The sequence below is a fragment of the candidate division WOR-3 bacterium genome (genome assembly GCA_039803925.1).
Taxonomy (GTDB): domain Bacteria; phylum Hydrothermota; class Hydrothermia; order Hydrothermales; family JAJRUZ01; genus JBCNVI01.
The window spans coordinates 1-18,470 of the sequence record JBDRZL010000008.1 but is presented as its reverse complement, the minus strand read 5'-3'; the positions used below and the strand labels follow the sequence as shown (position 1 = coordinate 18,470).

Below are 18,470 nucleotides of genomic sequence, written 5' to 3'. Positions count from 1 at the left end.
TTCTAAAACAGAGACATTTGGGGCTCTCTTTCTTCATTATCCTCATCCCTTTCTACAATTTTTACTTCAATATCCTCATAAACTTTTATGATTCCATAAACACCATCATAACCCGGAATTTTCTTAACCTTTCCTTCTCGCATATTTTTAATACCTAAAGCAATTCTTGAATCCACTGTTTTGGAAATTTCTTCATAAGAAACATCCATTAAAACATTAATTTCATTTTCAAATTTTTTTATTAGAATTTCCCATATTTTTTCTGTTTCTTTTGTATTTTCACTTTTTCCTATTGCTTGCGATATTATTTCCTTTAAGGGAACAAGATTTTTATATGGTATATAGTCTGAGGGCTTATAACCCATTTCTCTATCAGCAAGCTTATAAACTCTTGAAAGCACACCTACAGTTAATAATCTTCCACATTTTGGACAAATATAATTCAATTTTTTGGATTCCTCTGGATGGAGTGAGATTCCACAATTTCTGTGTCCATCATAATGATACTTACCCTCTTCAGGAAAAAATTCAATAGTAAATAAAAATTTTTCTTTATCTTTTTTTTCCAAAACCTCCTTTAATTCTTTATAGGAAAGATAACCTTTAAAAACATTAGCTTCCCTACCTATTCTATCAGGTGAATGGGAATCTGAATTGGAAACAAGAGAAAATTTATCAAGGGATGAAAGCATCCAGTTCATTTCAGGATCAGATGAAAGACCTGTTTCTAAAGCAGTAATTTCTGATATATAATTTTCAAAAGCCTCTTCAAGTGAATCAAAACCTGAATTGGAACCAAAAAGGGAAAACCAGGGTGTCCATATATGAGCAGGAATAATCATTATATCCTTTGAAATTTCCCTTATAATTTCTATAAATCTAACAGTATCAAGGGATAGAGTGGGTCTTCCATCAGAAGTGAGAGAACCATAAAGGGATAATTTCTTTTCAAGTTTTTCCACTGTTATAAAATCGGGAAAGGTTAAAACAATATGAATTTTCCTCACTTTCCCTTCTTTCAAAAATACAAGACTTATTTCTGTAGTCAATATGAATAAAACTTCATTCACCTCAAAATATCCATCTCCTCTTTCTTTTAAAATTTTTTTAAGTTCTCTTCTGTATTCAGGATGCAGGATGTCACCTGTTCCTAATAAGTTAATCCCCTTAAGTTTTGCATATTTAGAAAGAATATCAGGTCTCATATTTGAGCTTGTCGCTCTTGAGTAAGGGGAATGAACATGAATATCCGTAATAAAGCATTTCATTTTATTGATACATATTGCACTCTTGTAGTATAAGAATTTGGTTCACTATACTTCAAATGTTCATATACATTAGCTATTCTGAATCCAGCTTTTTTTAGAATATTTATAATTTCTTCTACTTTATAACCTTTTTCAAAGTGAAATTCTTTAACAGATTTTTTTTCACCGTTTTCTTCCCATTCAATTTGTATTTCAAGTTTAGAAATTTTTTCCTCCTCAATCCACTCATTTTTCCATATTGAAGTAAAATTTTTATGAACCTTTACTTCGATTCTTGAATCCCATATTTCTTTTAAAGCAAAAATGGTATTCATATCAAATATAAAAACACCACCTCTTTCAAGATTTTCGTAAGCACATTTAAAACAATTGAAAAGATTTTCTTCAGAAAGCAAGTAATTCATACTATCAAAAAAACAGAAAATGGCATCAAAATTTTTCTTGAAATGAAAATTTCTTAAATCTGAAACAATAAGCTTAATTTTTTTATTTTTTAATTTCTGAATTTTAGCTTTTCCAACTTCAAGCATTTGAATTGACCTATCAAGACCGACAATATTTTCACAAAACTCAGAAAGATAAATAGTTGGAGTTAATGTGCCACATGCAAGATCAAGAAATCTTCTTTTTTTAACATTAAAAATATCAAGAAAGGAAAGGGAATAATCAACCCAGCTTTTATAAGAAACATATTCCATAAGTTCATCGTAAAACCGGGCTATCTTTGAAAAAGGCTTTACTGCTTTAAAGTCAATAATCAAATATGGCTCTGAAAAGAAAGCCAGTATTCTTTTAAATCTCTCCTTTTAAGAGTATCAATTACATAGTCTGTAAACTCAGAACCTGTGGCACCTGTTGATCTTCCTGTTATTAACACTTTTTTTTCATACTGTCCGCATATATCAAGAGCCATATCAAGTAAATCACCCTTTTCCTTATAACCAATATGCCTCAAAAGCATTGCTGAAGCTCTCATAATGCTTGAAGGATCAGCATAACGGGCTCTACCCTCCTCTACCATTCTTGGAGCAGAACCATGTATTGCTTCAAACATAGCATATCTTTTTCCAACATTGGCACTTCCAGCAGTTCCAACACCACCCTGAAATTCAGCAGCCTCATCTGTTAATATGTCACCATATAGATTTGGCATAACAAGAACCTGGAATTCAGTCCTTCTTTTTTTATCAATTAATTTGGCAGTCATGATATCAATAAACCAGTCATCTGCCTCTATTTCAGGGTATTCCTTTGCTATTTCATAAAAAACCTTCAAAAACCTTCCATCTGTCTTTTTTATAACATTAGCCTTTGTAACTGCTGTTACCCTTTTCTTTCCATTTTTCTTTGCATATTCAAAAGCAAGTTTTATAATCCTTTCACTTCCAGGTGTAGTTATAACCTTGAAATCAACAGATAAATCCTCTGTTACATCTATTCCTTCACTTCCGACAGCATAAAGATCCTCGGTATTTTCCCTGAAAAATATCCAGTCAATACCCTCAGAAGGAACCCTAACTGGTCTTATATTCGCAAATAGATCAAGTTCTTTTCTTAATGCCACATTTGCACTTTCAATGTTTGGCCAGGGGTCCCCTGCTTTTGGTGTAGTAGTAGGTCCTTTAAGAAGAACATGACATTTTTTTATTTCATCAAGAACATAAGGAGGTACTGCCTTATTAACTTTTGCCCTTTCCTCTATTGTAAGTCCTTCAATTTTTTTAAATTCTATTTTACCTTCTTTTTCTTCCTCACTTAATAAAAATTTAAGCACTCTGAAAGCCTCATCAGTTATAAAAGGACCTATTCCATCTCCCCCTGCAATCCCAATTATAATTGGTTTTAATTTTGAATAATCAATCCAGTCTTCCCCGGTTTTAATTCTTTGGACTCTTTCAATTTGTTTTCTCAAAATTTCTTCAAATTTTTCCTGCGCTTTTTTAATTTCATTTTCCATTTTATTTTTTCTCTTTTTTCAGGGATTGAACCTTTTGAAAAATCTCTTCACTTAAAATTGGATTTATAATAAACTTTTTAAAAACTATCACATATTCTACTGAAAGTGATGAAGAAATTATATTCAATTTGTAGGGTTTTTTATCATCTGAAGGCAAAAATAACTTTATTAAATCATAAACATAATTCGTATCTTTTCTTTCAAAAACATAGATAACAGTATCTCTCCTATTTTTTTCTTCTTTTAAAAAATATAAATTTTCAAAATTAAAAAGGAAAAAATCTGGTAAGTAAGGAGAAGAAAAGATTTCTGTTTCCTTTTTATCATCAAAATCATATAGAAAAACTTTATCCTTACGGACAAATAAAAGCTCGGAATCAGGCTCTGTTATTAAAAATTTTAAGTATCCTTTTCTATCTGCCCATAATTTTCCCTTGTATTCTGTCCTTTCTCCATCAGAAATTAAAATCTCATCAAACTCGGCATATAAGGTATTAACATTGTTTAAATAAAATTTATTTATTTCTTCCCAAGGCAAAAGAAAAATTAAAAAAGAAAAAAAATTCATCCTTTTAAAAGGGATTCTTTCATTAAAAGGACAACTTCTGAAGGCAAACTGGCAACTTTTACCTTTGCTTCTTCCAAGGCTTTAATTTTACTTTCAGCTGTTCCTTTTCCTCCTTCAATAATAGCACCTGCATGACCCATCCTTTTCTCAGGTGGGGCTGTTCTTCCTGCTATAAAAGCAACAACAGGTTTTGATACATGATTTTTAATAAATTCTGCAGCATCCTCTTCATCTGTTCCTCCAATTTCACCAATCAGAACAATTCCCTCTGTTTCAGGGTCTTTTTCAAATAAATCAAGAACATCTATAAATCTTGTCCCTATTATTGGATCTCCACCAATTCCCACAGCTGTGGATTGTCCTAAACCATTATTTGTTAAATGATACACAACTTCATAAGTTAATGTCCCACTTCTTGAAACAACACCTATATTTCCCTTCTTAAAAATATGACCTGGCATTATACCAACCTTTGCTATATTAGGAGCAATAATTCCAGGGCAATTAGGACCTATTATCCTTACATCCATACCCCTTATGTAATCAAGAATTTCAGCCATATCCTGAGCCGGAATCCCCTCAGTTATGGTAACAATAAGTTTTATTCCAGCATCTATTGCTTCATACATTGCATCCTTTGCAAACTGCGCAGGAACAAAAATTATTGATGTATTTGCACTTTCTTTTTTAACAGCTTCAAATACACTATCAAAAACAGGTATATTATCAACCTTTTGTCCACCTTTACCAGGGGTAACTCCCCCAACAACATTTGTTCCATACTCCTTCATTTTTATAGCATGAAATGAGCCATCACGACCTGTTATTCCCTGAACAATAACTCTTGTTTCTTTTGATAAAAGTATTGCCATTTATTTCCCTCCTTTCAGTTTTTAAATAATTTTAATTATAAAGATTTTTATCCATTAAATCCAAAATAGTTTATAAAATAAAAAATATACCCAGAGAAATTACATGAATCAAAAAAAAGCAGAAAATTCTTTACTTTTAAACCTTGATGGAAAATTAAAAAATTTCAAAAAATAACTATTTAACAAGATAGGTGTTAATTTTTTCCTTCTTAAATAAATCAATAAGTAAATTTATATTAACATTTTTTTTAACCCATACTTTTTATAAATATGATCCGCATAATGATAATTCATCTTATCTATTATTACATAATCAACAGAACCTTTAAGTTTTTGATGAAGGTCAAAAGCAAAAGGTAAAAGAGGCGCTACCATACAATAAGTCCTTAAACCTTCCTCTTTCAATCTTTTTAAAGCTTCAATTCTTTTTTCTATGCTCACTGTCCTGGGTTCAAAGATTTTTCTTATATTTTCATCTGCTGTTCCAATTGAAAAACCTAATCCCTTAAAACAAGAGGAGACTTTGTCTGCACTATAACACTCCAATTTTCTTTAGAGAGAATTTCAAGAATCCTTCTTATTAAGCCATATTTCTTTTCCACTGGTTGATAAGGATCACAAACACCACTTATCCAAACAACTCCTCTTTTCTTCTTTTTAATTTCTTTTTCAAGTAATATTGCTGAATTAATTTTAATATCCACAAAATCTCCCCATTTTTCATTATGACCAGTATACTTTTTCATAAATTGAGCATAACAGTAAATACATCCCAAATTGACAGCCGACATAAGGATTTATAGTATATTCGTAAACTTTTGATTTTGATAAAATACTTTTTACCTTTATTTCTTTTAAAATCATAATATAAATTTAATCTATTTTTAAATTTGAAAACAATCTGTAACTTTTATTATAATAAATTATGAAAAAATTAATAATTTCTTTACCCTTTTTAATTTATTACTGTGTAATGCCTGTCAATTATGACAAGGCAGCGATTGAAAAGGGAGGAAATTTCTACTTCGGAGCCAATGGATATTATATGAAGGGAAGATACACAGAGAGTGGATGCGGTTATACAAGTAGTAAAGATTATAAAGCACTCGGTTTGCAGCTAACAGGTGGTGCCTATTATGGATTTACAAAAAATATTGCAACAGGTGTAGAGAATTCATTTGCAATTTACAGCATGCAAGTAGAAGGAGAAAAATCTCAAGCAGGTCTCTGGGGTTACGGAGATTTATTTTTAAAATTATCTATGCCTTCAGATATGTTTATTTTAAGTTTAAAAGGTGGTTTAAGTTTTCCAAATATGTTTAAAGTAGGAGTTTTGCTTGGAATTTATAATCCCGAATTATTGACACTTTCTTATACCTATCTTTATCCTCAAATAAACACCTTTTCAATAAATTTAAATTTAAGTAAAAATAAAACAATTTCAGCCGGTTATTCTAAATATATAGGTGGTCCTAATAATTTTTACGATGGATTCTACATTGGAATAGGTCTTAAGAAATAAGATAAAATTTATAAATGCTTTTTCTTTTCCTTCTTACCCAAACACTTACATCATCTTTTCTTGAAAACAGAGGTATAAGATTTCATACAGGTATTGATATTTCCACATATAAAAAAAATGGAATACCCATTTTTTCTCCTTTTTCTGGTAAAATTGTTAGAATTGTTGATAAATGGGAAGGTTACGGAAAAGCAATTTATATACAGAATAATGAAAATTTAATATATGTTTATGCACACTTAGATAAATTTGATGAAAAAATAGAAGAAAAAGTATATTTTGAAAAGAAAAAAATCAAAAAAAATGAAATTGACCTCTATATAGAATTAGAAATTGAAAAAAATGAGAGGTTTGCTTTTTCAGGAAACAGTGGAACAGTTATACCTCATATACACCTTGAAACAAGAAGAAATTTTAATAAACCTATAAACCCTTTATATTTTTTTGATATCAAAGATACAATAAAACCAGTTATTGATAAAATAAAAATATACCCTATAGGTAAAAGTTTACTTTTTGGAAGTTTTGCACCCTATGAATTCAAAAAACCCTTTCCCGAAACACTTTATATAACCTCTGACTTTTTCCTTTGGATATCTGCCTATGATTTACAATCTGAAAATTCAGACAGAATGGCTATTTACGGACTAAAAGTTTATCTCTCAGATACACTTATATGTGATTTAAAATATGATAGCATAAATTTTGATAATAGCTTCATTGCAAGGGCGCTTTATACAAGTAGTAATAACTCCTTTTCATCAAGTTATATTCACCCTATTAATTTACAGAATAATTTATGGACTGGGAATACTTTTATAAGTTTAAAAAAGGAATTAACAAATCTTAAAATTCTTGTTTATGACTTTAAAGGTAATAAAGATTCCCTGATATTCTGGATAAAAAAGAAAAACTCAAAACATCTAAAAAGGGGAAAAAATACCTATTTTGTATTTGACGGAATTGTATTTATTGACTCAACTGAGAAAAAAATTATACTTTCCCCTGGGAGTTATGGAAAATTGAATGATTTATCATATGTTTTTCCTTTACCGGAAAAATCTTACAATATTAAATTAAAAAAATATGAAATAAAAATAAATAAGGAAACTCAATTTTTCCCTTACCCATTATTTTTCAAAGAAAAAGAAGATACCCTTTTTATATTCTCTGCAGAAATACTTTTTAAAAATCCTCTCGAAATAAAGGTAAAAAACAAAAAGGAAAAAGAGGTTATATTAGTAAATAATGGATTTAAAAATAAATATGATTTTTTCTCCTCTGACTCAGTTTTTATAATCTATTCCTGGGGAAAATTTTTTAAGAGAATTGACACCTTAAAACCCGAAATAATTGCAAATAAAATTTACTATATCAATCCTTCCAATTTTGAAATTAAATTCTGGGTAAAGGACAATTTTAAAGTAAAAAATATAGAGTTTTACCTTGATGGTGAATGGGAACCTACAAGTTTTAACCCTTTAACAGGAAAAGCAAAAGTTGTAATTAAAAGGAGAATAAATAAAAAGGAAAGCAAATTTGAAATATATGCAGAGGACAGAAGCGGAAATTTTTCAAAATTTGAAGGAAAAATAATTTACAAAATTTAAAAATTTTATTTATAATTAAAAACCAATGGAAAAAAGAAGAAAAACAATATCCCTTGCTGAACTTCTAAAACCTGAGATAGAAGAGCTTATAAAAAATAAAAATTATAGAGAATTAAAAACAGCTTTAAGCAGTTTTGAGCCAGCAGATATAGCAGAACTACTTGAAGATTTAAAAAAAGAAGAGGCAATATCTATCTTTTTAATGCTTCCAAAAGATTTGCAAACAGAAGTTTTTTCAGAATTCGATAGCAAAGTTCAGGAGGAAATCATAAGGGGTTTAAAAGATGAGGAGATAAAAATTATTTTATCAGAACTCTCTCCTGATGACAGAACATCCCTTTTTGAAGAAGTTTCACCTTCTCTTACAAGAAAACTTCTTAATCTCTTACCACCAGAAGAAAGAAAGGAAACACTTACACTTTTAGGTTACCCTAAAGGAAGTGTTGGAAGACTTATGACCCCTGATTATGTAGCAATAAGAAAGGATTTTTCAGTAAGAAAGTCATTAGAGCACATAAGGAAAAAAGGTGTAGATGCAGAAACAATAAATATGATCTATGTCGTTGATGAAAATTTTCGTTTAATTGATGATATACCTTTAAGAAAAATTATACTTGCAAACCCTGATGATAAAATTGAATCATTACTTGATTATAACTTTATATCAATAAGTCCTTATGAGGACCAGGAAAAAGCAGTTGAAATTATGAAAAAATATAACCTAATTTCTCTTCCTGTTGTTGATAATGAGAATCACCTTTTGGGAATTGTCACTGTGGACGATATTATGGATGTTATGGAAGAAGAGCAAACAGAAGATATTGCAAAGATTTCGGCAATTCATCCTGATTTGATTGGACCTGAATTAATAACAAAAATAAAGGAAATTCCACTAATTAAATTATATAAAAGTAGAATTGGCTGGCTCTTACTTTTACTCTTTATAAATCTTATAACAGGTGGAATTATTAATAACTTCACAGAAACTATTGCAAAGTATATTGTTCTTGTTACTTTTTTACCAGTTATTATAGATACTGCAGGTAATGCTGGTTCCCAGTCTGCAACTCTTGTAATAAGAGCAATGGCATTAAAAAATGTAGAAATAAAAGACTATGTTTATTTAATTTTAAGGGAAATTTTAGTATCAGCTTCACTTGGTATAACTCTTGGTATAGGAATTTCCTTTATAGGAATATTGAGAAGCAAATCCTTAATAATAACATTTTGTATTTTTCTTGCTATAATTATAAATGTTATGATTGGAAGTTTAGTTGGGCTATCCTTACCTTTTATCCTAACTAAATTCAAGAAAGATCCGGCATCTGCCAGTGCTCCTCTTGTAACAACAATAGCAGATATTCTCGGGACTTTCTCATATCTTAGTGTAGCTGCAATATTATTACGATAATCTAAAGCTGAAAAATTTGTTTAATCTTCAAATTTAATCCCGTATATTTTGGAGACCCCATTTTCCATTGTTATTCCATAAACTCTATTTGCTATCTCCATTGTTCTTTTATTATGAGTTATGATTAAAACTTGTGAGCTTTCTGACAATTTTTCTACATAACTTCTGAATCTCAAAGTGTTTGCATCATCAAGAGCAGCATCAACTTCATCAAGAGCAAATAAAACTGAAGGTGAAAGTTTGGCAAGGGTAAATAAAACTGTCAGAGCAAACAAACTCCTTTCACCTCCAGAAAGCAAAAGCACTGACCTTACTTTCTTTCCGCTGGGAGAAACATCTATAAGAAGCTCGGATTCAAGAATATTCTTTTCATCAAGAGGTTTTATTTTAATCTCACCCCCCATTAAAACAGAGGAAACATTTTTTAATTCCTCTTTGAAAAGTCCAAGAAATTCCGTATATTGAAGTTTACCCCTTTCCTCCATAATTCTTATAGATTCTTTCAATTTATCGATACTATCCTTTAAGTCCTTATAAGCATCTATCTTTTCAAAATAATCCTTTTCAAGAATTTTATACTCTTCATCAGCAAGTAAATTAACATCATGCATTGAATAAATCTCCCTTTCGATTTCTTCAATTTCTTCCTTTATTTTTTTAATCGAAATATTATCAGGGATAAATTCAATATTATCTGGGTAGAATTCTAAATTTTTTTCAATCTCATCAATTTCTTGTTTTAACTTTATAATTTTATCTGAAATTTTATCAATACTATTTTCCTTTATGTGATAAATATTTCTTTTTTCCTCATATTTATCATTTATTGACTTAATTTTTTCTTCAAGTTCACTTTCTCTTTTATTTATTTCAAAAAGCTCCTCCTCTATTTTTTTTCTTTCAGATTCAAGTTTTTTTAAATCTTCTTCCAGATTTTTCATTCTTTCTTTCACATCAATTAATTCCTCTTCTCTTTCCTTTAAAGACTTTTCATATATTTCAACTTTTTCCCTTGCATTCTTTAGTTCCTTTAACTTTTCTCTGATTAAATTAATTTCATTGATTTTTTTTGAAAAATTTTCTTCTTTATCTTTGAGTTCCTTTAACTCTTTTTCCCATTCTTTAATTTTAAATAAAACTTTTTCCTTCTCTCCTTTTATTTCCTCTGAATCCATTTTTATTTTATCTAAACCATCTTTTTGTTTTTTTAGATTAAGAGATAAAAAGTTTATTTCTGAATTTATTTCATTTATTTTTAAATTTAACTTAAAAAGGTTTTCCCTTATATTTTCTCTTTCTTTTAAAATTTTTTCAATAATTTTTTTTAAACTTTCAAGTTTATCTTTAATTTCTTTTAAATTTCTTTTCTTTTCAGGTAACATTTTTTCTATTTCTGTAATTCTTTTATTTTTTTCAATTTTTTGAGTAAAAATTTTTCTTAAAACACCATCCTTAGTAATAACAAATCCATCTTCGGTAACCATATAATCACATTCTTTATTTTTCCATGCAGTTATTCCCTCTTTAAAATTTTTAAAAACTTTGAAATTTAAAAATCTCGTATTTAAAAGGTCACCTATTCCTTCCTTTCGTTTTAAAAAAAGTGGCATTTCACCCTTAAATTCCTCTCTTTCAATTATTATTTTCCCTCCCTTTTCAAGGAATTTCTCTATACCATTTATATTTTCATTATTTAAAATTTTTGCTTCAAGCAAGTCATCAATAACATATATAAATTTATCTTCTTTGCTAAAATCTATATAAGAAGATAAAAAGGAAAGCTCTGGTAATAGATTTTCATCAACTTCTCTTGCTGATTTTAATTTCAAAAGTTCTCCTTCTAATATGTTTATCTCTCTCTCAATTTTATCTATGGTGCTTGTTAAAAATTTTTCTTCCTTTAAATGTTCCTCATATTTTTTTTCAATTTCAATATAAATACTCTCTAATTTTTCTCTCTCTTTCTTTAGATTTTCAATTTCATTTTCTTTAATTTTCTTTTTATTTTCCATTTCTATTATCTCTCTTTTTAAATCCTCTTCTCTTTTTAAAATATTATTTAATCTCATATTTAACTCATCATTTTTAATATTTAACTTTAAAAATTCACCTTCAATTTCCCTTACTTTCTTTGAAATTTCAAAAAATTCTCTTTCAGTTTTCTCTAAACTGGTTTCATCAATCTCTTCATAAGCTATTTTATCCCTCAAAACTTCCTTTAATTTTTCAATTTCTTTTTTTCGTTCCTCTATTAATAATTTAAGATAATTTTCTCTGTCCTTTAAGCCTGAAAACTCACCATATTTTCTGTTAAGTTCTGAAAGAATTTTCTCTCTTTTACTTTCTAAGGGTATTTTCAAACTCTTTAACAGTTCTTCCTCTTTAGATAAATTTTCTCTTTCTGACTTTATTTCTTCAATTTCTTTTTTTAAAATAAAAATTTCCTCCTCAAGTTTTTTAAAAAATTCTTCATCTTCTTTCAATTCTTTTTCCTTCTTTGCTTTATCTTTCAAAAGTTTTGAATATTCTGCCTTAACAAGAAGCAATTTCTTTTCCTTTAAAATTTCTTGAAGGCTTCTGTACCTTAAAGCCCTTTTTCTTTCCTCCTCAAGTTTCTTTATTCTTTCTTCTTTATCCTTAATAACAATTTCAAAAGCTTTAATTTCTCTTTCTGCTTTTTCAAGCCTTCTTTCCATAACTTTCTTTTTATGGTCAAAATCAAAAAGTTCACAGGCTTCTAAAATCATTTCTTTTATTCTCTCCTTTGGTTTCCTTATTAATTCTTCAACATCTTCCCACTGAAAATGGGAATAACTCTTTTTACCAAAAATACTCTCAATTTCTTCTTTGTAATGTTTTTCAGATATTCTATCATCATTCAAGAAAAACTCCTGCGAATTATCTCTGTAAACCCTTCTTGTAAATTTACTTTCACCTTTATCATTTTTCAGTACAATTGTAACTTCTGCATAGGGCAAAGCTTTTTTTTCTTTATTCCCTGCAAAAATTAGCTCTTTTAGTTCTCTTACCCTTAATTTATTTAACCTTGATTCTCCAAGGACAAATCTAATAGCCTCAAAAATATTAGTTTTTCCACAACCATTTGGTCCAATAACAAGAGATATTTTATCTGAGAAAATTATTTCTTCTCTTTCATAAAAGGATTTAAAACCATGTAGAAGTATACTTTTAATTTTCATTCTTTTTCTTTAAAGGTCTGAACCAGAAGTCATTTTTTAAATCCCTTGTCCTTTTAATTGTTTCAACCATATTTTTTGCAATCCTTTCACATTCTAAAAGTGTATCCATATTTTCTTCAATTGGTCCTACAGCATATGTAATAGAATAAGGGGGGATTATGGCTCCCATAAAATTTAAAGGAATAATAATAGAGGAAGCTGTGCTTATTGCTCCATCCTCCTCACAGGAAACAACACAAGAAACAACTTTACCTGCGAGTAAAGGTTCAATATTTTCCAATGCTGTTAAAAGATCAATAAAATTTTTCATCAATCCTGAAGGTCCAAACCAATAAACCGGGGTTCCAAATACAATTCCGTCGGCTTTCAATATTTTCTCATAAACTGCTGGCAAAACTCCCTTAAAAACTTCAGGATTACAATCCATCACATTTTTGGAATAACATCCCATACAGTAAGTAATAGGATAATCGGTAAGAAAAATAATTTCTGTTTCAGAACCAAGTTCTTTTGCTTTTTCTAAAACAGAATTTAATAATATTGTAACTTTTCCCTTTTTATGCGGTGAGCCCGAAATTCCAAGTATTAGCATAGAACATTTTAAGATTAAGAACAATTTTTTTTCAAATTATTTATGTCTTATAATAAATGAAAAAATGGAAAAAACAATAATATGTTTCAATTGTGGAAGATATATAGGTAATAAGGACATATGTCCATATTGTGGCGAGGAACAATTAAAACCTGTTGGAATTGAATTCTTAAGATGGATAAGTCTCTTTCTTGCTATTGGTGGTGTTATTTTTCTTTTTATATCAGCAAGAACAGAAGCTGCACCCTATGTAAAGGTTAAAGATCTTAAACCTACAATGAATTTTGCAAAAGTCAGCATGAAGGGAATTGTTGAATCCTCACCTTATTATGAGGAAGAAAAGGGAGGATATTTTTCCTTCTGGCTTAATGATGGAACAGGTAGTATTAAAGTGAGGGCTTTCAGAGATGTTGCAAAGGAACTTATAGAAAAGGATTTATACCCTTCGGTTTCTGATTCTGTTTTTGTTACAGGAACACTTTATGCAAGAGAAAATTTTATTTTAACTATCAATAACGGAAAGGATTTAAAAATAAAAATACAGGAACCCAAAAATGTAAAAATTAAAGATATAACAGATACCCTTACAGGAAAAAGAATAGAAACAGAAGGAAATATTTATTCAATTACCCAGTATAGGAATAATTCAATAGGTTTGAGAATACAGGACGAGGACGCAAATATTACAGTTTTTATTCCCTTTTATTACAGAGAAAAAGAGAAAATTCTATCTCTTGAAAAAGGAACTATCATAAAGGTAAAGGGAGCAGTTTTTCTATATAAAGATAAACCAGAAATTATACCCCACTATGTTAGTGACATAAGTATTATAGGTAAAAAGGAAATTAAATATGCTCAAAAAAATGAAAATTTAAAGTTAAAAGGTGAAATTCTATCAGGCTATACTTTTAAAAAAGGAATAAGGTTCAGAATTAAAACTGATAAGGGAATTGAGGAAGTTACCTTATGGAAAAGCACACTTGAAAAAAATTATAAAGGTGAATCAATTAAACTTCTTACAGGTTCCATAGTTGAGTTTGAAGTTTACGAAAAGGAATACAAAGGTAAAATTGAAAAAAATGTTAAAAGTTTAAAAATAATTTCTTATCCACAAAATCCATATAAAATAAATGAGGCAATTCAAAAGAACATCAGTGAATTTTTAAAAATAAAGGGAAATATAAAGGAGATTAAAGAATTTAAAGCAGGAACAAGAGTAATTCTTGAAGATGATACAGGTGAATTAACTGTGTGGATATGGAGTGATTTATGGGAAGACTTAAAAGGTTCATTTAAGGAGAAGGATAATATTATTGTTGTAGGAGAATTAAAAGAATATAAAGGTAAAATTGAGCTTGTACCCAGAATTAAGGATGATGTAATACCTTTAAAATGAATTTAATTTATCCTTTTTTAATTTCCCTTGCAGGAACAATAACAGGAATACTTTTTTCATGGATTCCTGCACTTCATATTTACAACATTTTAGCTTTATTTATATTCCTTGAAGTTCAAACAAATTTTTTACCTTTAGATCTTATACCTTATTTTTTTGCAGGATCTATTGTTAGTTATACTTTTGCAGGAATTTTACCTGCGATATATTTTTCTACAAATGATGATTCCACTTTATTTTACCTTTTGCCATCACAGAAGTTTCTGATGTATGGAAGAGCTCATGAAGCAGTTTTACTTTCCCTTACAGGGTCTTTAGGTGCATCTTTTTTAATATTAATTTTTTCTATCTTTTTACCCTACATTCTTCCGCCTATAAGAGAACTACTCAATCCCCATATGGAATGGATTTTAGCTTCCATAGGTGCCTTTATGTTGCTCTCTGAGTGGCCAAGAACAACTGATAGATCAAGGACACGGCTTAAAAGACTAAAAGAAGCCTGGGGTTCTCTAAGTGCTGGAATTCTTGTTTTTTTCCTTTCCGGAATTTTAGGTTATATAGTCTTAAGAGGGGGGATAATGGATCCAGAAACTTCCTTTCAAAATCTTATGCCTTTATTTTTGGGACTCTTTGCAATACCCTGGCTTATACTTAACATAATCACAAATCCAATTTTACCACCACAGATAATAGAAGATAAATTAACAACAAATTATCAAAGAATTTTAAGGGGTATATTTGCAGGTTCTCTTGGGGGTTCACTTGCTGCTTTTTTTCCAGTCATAACAGGAGGAATTGGAGCTTTTCTTTCAGGTCATGCAACAGCACAAAGGGGGGATGATATTTTCTTAATAGGTCAGGGTGCAAACAGATTTTTATATTATGCTGGAGGTTTTTTACTCTTTTTTGTTCCTTTCCTTCATATAAGAAGAGGAGGTGCTGCCTGGATGCTTAACATTTTTTACAGTCCAAAATCTTACAGCGAGTATTTTCTAATGGTTGGAGTAATACTTTTATCCTCTTTTATTTCCTTTTATTTTACTATAAAAATGTCGAAATTAATAGCAAAAAGAATTCACAAAATACCTTACAAAAACTTATCAATTATTGTTATAATTTTCATATTATTTCTAACTGTTTTAATAACAGGTTTTAAAGGCATTATTATACTTATCGTATCAAGCTCCATAGGTTTATTACCACCTCTTTTTGGAACAAGGAGACTCAATTGTTTAGGTGCTCTAATTTTTCCTTTAACAATACAGATGAGTTCCTTTTCAAGGTCTTTTTCAAAACTAATGGGGTTTTAAAAATTTATTCTATATCAACCTTTTCAAACTCAAGAAGGGACTTTTCAATTTTTTCGTTAATTTTTAATTCAACAAATTTTAAAGCAGATTTTAAAGCATTTTTAATTGCAATTTTAGAACTTCTTCCATGAGATATAAAAACATCTCCATTAATTCCAAGCAAAGGGGCCCCTCCCAATTCTTCATAACTCACCTTTTTAAAAAAGGATTTAAAGGAATTTTTCATAAAATAAAACCCTATTTTGTTTTTTATTGAACCTTCTATTGAATCAAGGAAAAAATTATAGGTGAACTCAACAACACCTTCACCAAATTTTAAAAGAGTATTTCCTGTAAATCCATCTGTCACAACAACATCCGCTTTACCCTTTAAAATTTCATTACCTTCAATAAATCCTATAAAATTCAAATTTGGGTCCTTTTCAAAAAGCTCCTTGGATTTCATTATAAGTTCATTTCCTTTTGTTTCTTCCTCACCTATTGAAAGTAAAGCTATTTTTGGATTTTTTATCCCCATTATTTCCTCAACAAATATCTTACCCATAACCCCGAATTGATAAAGAAATAAAGGCCTTACAAAAGCATTTGCGCCGACGTCAAGCACAGCACAAAAACCTTTATGTGTAGGGAAAAGGGCACATATTGCAGGTCTTTTAACACCTTTAAGTCTCCCTAAAATCTTTATTGAGTAGGCAAGAATTGCTCCAGTATTACCAGCACTTACAAAAGCATCAGCTTTACCTTCTTTTAAAAGTGAAAGACCAATAGCTATCGTGGAATTTTTTTTTGTTCTTAAAACTTCAGAAGGTTTTTCTTCAAAATAGACTCTATTTTCAGCCTCAATAAACTCGTACCTTCCATTAAATTTTATTTGATTTTTAAACTCCGGAGTTCCAACTATATACAAAAAGGACTTAGGATTTTCTTTTAAGAAGAGTTCAGCCCCAGCGATTTCAGAAGAAGGAGCTTTATCTGTGCCAAGAAGGTCAAGAACAATCCTCATTTAAACTAAGAACTGATTTTTTCCTCTATCTGGATTATAGCTTTACCTTTGTAATATCCACAATGAGGGCAAACTCTATGGGGTAATTTAGCTTCTCCACAATTGGGGCATTTTGACAAACTAATTGGTTTTACTTTATAGTGGGTTCTCCTTTTTCTTCCTCTTGCACGGGAATGTCTTCTTTTTGGTACGGGCATTTTTTTTTTAATTTTTAAATGGGGGTTGAACCCTTATTCTTTTTTTTCTATCCTTTTAAGTAAATAAGTAAAGGGGGAATAAGTTTCCTTAGTTTCATGTCCACAATTTTTATTATTCCTGTTTGCTCCACAAACAGGGCATAATCCTTTACAATTGTCTTTACATAGAGGCTTCATAGGTATTGTAAGAAGAACAATTTCTTTTATTAATGGTAAAACATTTAGCTCATAATTTTCAACATAAATTGATGCTACATCCCTATCAGAAATGTTATATTCTTTTTTTGAGATGGAAGGGTCTTTTCCCAGAAAAATATTATAGGTGTAATCTTCATTGAAAAAAAATTGAAATTCATCAAGACATCTTGCACAAATTAAGGTTCCGGAACCTATAACATGTAAATAAAAAATATAGTCAAGACCTTTTCTTTGTATCCATCCAGAAGAATTTAAATTTACTCTTTTAATTTCAGAATCTTTAAATAACTCTTCACTTTCTTTATCTTCAAGAGTATAAGAAAAATCAGTTTTTCCTTCTTTAAGTTCCTTTAGAAAAATTTTCATCTTTATAATATAATACAAAAAAGACAAAAAAGCAATATTTTGTAGAATAGCACAACATTTTTAACTGGTAAAACACTCTCACTAATTTTTTTCTCATTATTCTTAATACTTAAATTTTTTCTTTATTCGGAAGCTATTTTACTTTTGTGAAAAATTATTTTCTATAGCTGCTTTTTTATAAATTCTTCCAATAATAAGGCACTAAAACAAAATTCATCGCTCTTGAGTTTTTCAAGGGTTAATTTCATTTCTCCGCCTAACCATGCTACACCATCTATTATAGCAACCTTTATTACATTGTAAGGACAGATGGTTTCTTTTACCAAACTCACTGCTTCATTAAATTGATTACCTTGCGAACCACCGAAATCGGTAATAAATTTAGCAGTTCCTATTATGTATTTATTACTAATCTTTGCCACAAAATCTAATCCTTTGCTTAATTCTCTAAATTTACAATTCAATTCTTTTATTGCATATTCTTTTAAGAATTTATCACCTCCATTTAGAAAAGCTATATCGGTTGTATTTTTAAATTCATTAATGTCTAAAAAATTAAACTTTCTTCTAACCCAAACCTTAAACATTGGACCTATTCTTCTACTAGCCTTTTTAGGTGCCTCTAATTTTTCTCTTAATTCGTTAAAATTCATTTCAAACAATTTATCACAAATTTTTTTAATGGTTTTTGGATTTTTATCAATTGCTTCTTCATAATGCGTTAAAAAACTCACATATGGATTTTCAATTGGAAATTTAAATCCCTGCTTTTTCAAATGGATTAATTCTTTAACTAAACCTTTGCAGTTTTTTTCTTGAAAGAGTTGTTTCAAGAGCTGAAATTGCTCTTTGTTAAGAATTTTTTCTCTACTTATTTCTTCTGGAGGATATATTTCCAATAATTTATCTAAATAAAACTCACTCTTTGCTAACTTTATACTTTTTTGTACCCATTTGTTCATGATTATTACTATTTAAAAAAGTGTGGCCTGGTTTCTGA

Annotated in this window: 18 protein-coding genes; 5 read left to right on the top strand and 13 right to left on the bottom strand. The window is 29.2% G+C overall.

The window, feature by feature from the left end; translation table 11 throughout:
* Positions 1-2: 2 nt before the first annotated feature.
* The 7 genes from ABIN17_04745 to ABIN17_04715 form a co-directional block, all read right to left on the bottom strand.
* A complete protein-coding gene (locus ABIN17_04745; GenBank protein MEO0284365.1) occupies positions 3-1,268 on the bottom strand; it encodes an endonuclease Q family protein in 1,266 nt (421 codons plus the stop codon).
* Entirely contained in the window at positions 1,265-2,029 is a 765-nt protein-coding gene (locus ABIN17_04740; GenBank protein MEO0284364.1) for a class I SAM-dependent methyltransferase, read from the bottom strand. Before ABIN17_04740 ends, ABIN17_04745 begins: the two co-directional genes overlap by 4 nt.
* On the bottom strand, positions 2,026-3,225 hold the full coding sequence (locus ABIN17_04735) for an isocitrate/isopropylmalate family dehydrogenase (GenBank protein MEO0284363.1): 1,200 nt from the start codon (positions 3,223-3,225) through the stop codon (positions 2,026-2,028). Before ABIN17_04735 ends, ABIN17_04740 begins: the two co-directional genes overlap by 4 nt.
* Position 3,226: 1 nt before the next feature.
* Positions 3,227-3,793, bottom strand: a complete 567-nt coding sequence (locus ABIN17_04730; GenBank protein MEO0284362.1) for a hypothetical protein — start codon at positions 3,791-3,793, stop codon at positions 3,227-3,229.
* A complete protein-coding gene (gene sucD / locus ABIN17_04725; protein ID MEO0284361.1) occupies positions 3,790-4,665 on the bottom strand; it encodes a succinate--CoA ligase subunit alpha in 876 nt (291 codons plus the stop codon). The genes ABIN17_04730 and sucD overlap by 4 nt, the downstream gene beginning before the upstream one ends.
* Positions 4,666-4,896: 231 nt before the next feature.
* A complete protein-coding gene (locus ABIN17_04720) occupies positions 4,897-5,211 on the bottom strand; it encodes a hypothetical protein (protein ID MEO0284360.1) in 315 nt (104 codons plus the stop codon).
* The gene (locus tag ABIN17_04715) at positions 5,163-5,411 is read right to left on the bottom strand and encodes a hypothetical protein (GenBank protein MEO0284359.1); all 249 of its coding nucleotides are present in this window, start codon (positions 5,409-5,411) and stop codon (positions 5,163-5,165) included. Before ABIN17_04715 ends, ABIN17_04720 begins: the two co-directional genes overlap by 49 nt.
* Before the next feature lie 179 nt (positions 5,412-5,590).
* Here ABIN17_04715 and ABIN17_04710 point away from each other — a divergent pair, with 179 nt between their 5' ends.
* The 3 genes from ABIN17_04710 to mgtE are packed head-to-tail and all read left to right on the top strand — an operon-like array spanning position 5,591 to position 9,208.
* Positions 5,591-6,187 (top strand): hypothetical protein, encoded by a 597-nt coding sequence (locus tag ABIN17_04710; GenBank protein MEO0284358.1) that lies wholly within the window; start codon positions 5,591-5,593, stop codon positions 6,185-6,187.
* 14 nt (positions 6,188-6,201) lie between these two features.
* Positions 6,202-7,797 (top strand): M23 family metallopeptidase, encoded by a 1,596-nt coding sequence (locus tag ABIN17_04705; GenBank protein MEO0284357.1) that lies wholly within the window; start codon positions 6,202-6,204, stop codon positions 7,795-7,797.
* A gap of 25 nt (positions 7,798-7,822) precedes the next feature.
* Positions 7,823-9,208 carry a magnesium transporter gene (gene mgtE, locus ABIN17_04700; protein ID MEO0284356.1) on the top strand — a complete coding sequence of 462 codons (1,386 nt, stop codon included), beginning with the start codon at positions 7,823-7,825 and terminating at the stop codon, positions 9,206-9,208.
* A gap of 20 nt (positions 9,209-9,228) precedes the next feature.
* Here mgtE and ABIN17_04695 read toward each other — a convergent pair whose 3' ends face one another.
* Entirely contained in the window at positions 9,229-12,408 is a 3,180-nt protein-coding gene (locus ABIN17_04695; protein ID MEO0284355.1) for a chromosome segregation SMC family protein, read from the bottom strand.
* Positions 12,398-13,000, bottom strand: a complete 603-nt coding sequence (locus ABIN17_04690) for a flavodoxin family protein (GenBank protein ID MEO0284354.1) — start codon at positions 12,998-13,000, stop codon at positions 12,398-12,400. Before ABIN17_04690 ends, ABIN17_04695 begins: the two co-directional genes overlap by 11 nt.
* 64 nt (positions 13,001-13,064) lie before the next feature.
* Between ABIN17_04690 and ABIN17_04685 the strand changes: the two genes are divergently transcribed.
* Positions 13,065-14,396 carry an OB-fold nucleic acid binding domain-containing protein gene (locus ABIN17_04685; GenBank protein ID MEO0284353.1) on the top strand — a complete coding sequence of 444 codons (1,332 nt, stop codon included), beginning with the start codon at positions 13,065-13,067 and terminating at the stop codon, positions 14,394-14,396.
* The gene (locus ABIN17_04680; protein MEO0284352.1) at positions 14,393-15,706 is read left to right on the top strand and encodes a tripartite tricarboxylate transporter permease; all 1,314 of its coding nucleotides are present in this window, start codon (positions 14,393-14,395) and stop codon (positions 15,704-15,706) included. Before ABIN17_04685 ends, ABIN17_04680 begins: the two co-directional genes overlap by 4 nt.
* 4 nt (positions 15,707-15,710) lie before the next feature.
* Here the strand turns inward: ABIN17_04680 and plsX are convergent, their stop codons facing one another.
* The 4 genes from plsX to ABIN17_04660 all read right to left on the bottom strand — a co-directional run bounded on the left by plsX (position 15,711) and on the right by ABIN17_04660 (position 18,432).
* Positions 15,711-16,709 carry a phosphate acyltransferase PlsX gene (plsX, locus tag ABIN17_04675; protein ID MEO0284351.1) on the bottom strand — a complete coding sequence of 333 codons (999 nt, stop codon included), beginning with the start codon at positions 16,707-16,709 and terminating at the stop codon, positions 15,711-15,713.
* 5 nt (positions 16,710-16,714) lie between these two features.
* Positions 16,715-16,906 carry a 50S ribosomal protein L32 gene (gene rpmF / locus ABIN17_04670; protein ID MEO0284350.1) on the bottom strand — a complete coding sequence of 64 codons (192 nt, stop codon included), beginning with the start codon at positions 16,904-16,906 and terminating at the stop codon, positions 16,715-16,717.
* 33 nt (positions 16,907-16,939) lie between these two features.
* The gene (locus tag ABIN17_04665; protein ID MEO0284349.1) at positions 16,940-17,470 is read right to left on the bottom strand and encodes a DUF177 domain-containing protein; all 531 of its coding nucleotides are present in this window, start codon (positions 17,468-17,470) and stop codon (positions 16,940-16,942) included.
* Between the two features lie 161 nt (positions 17,471-17,631).
* A complete protein-coding gene (locus tag ABIN17_04660) occupies positions 17,632-18,432 on the bottom strand; it encodes a hypothetical protein (GenBank protein MEO0284348.1) in 801 nt (266 codons plus the stop codon).
* Between the last annotated feature and the right edge of the window lie 38 nt (positions 18,433-18,470).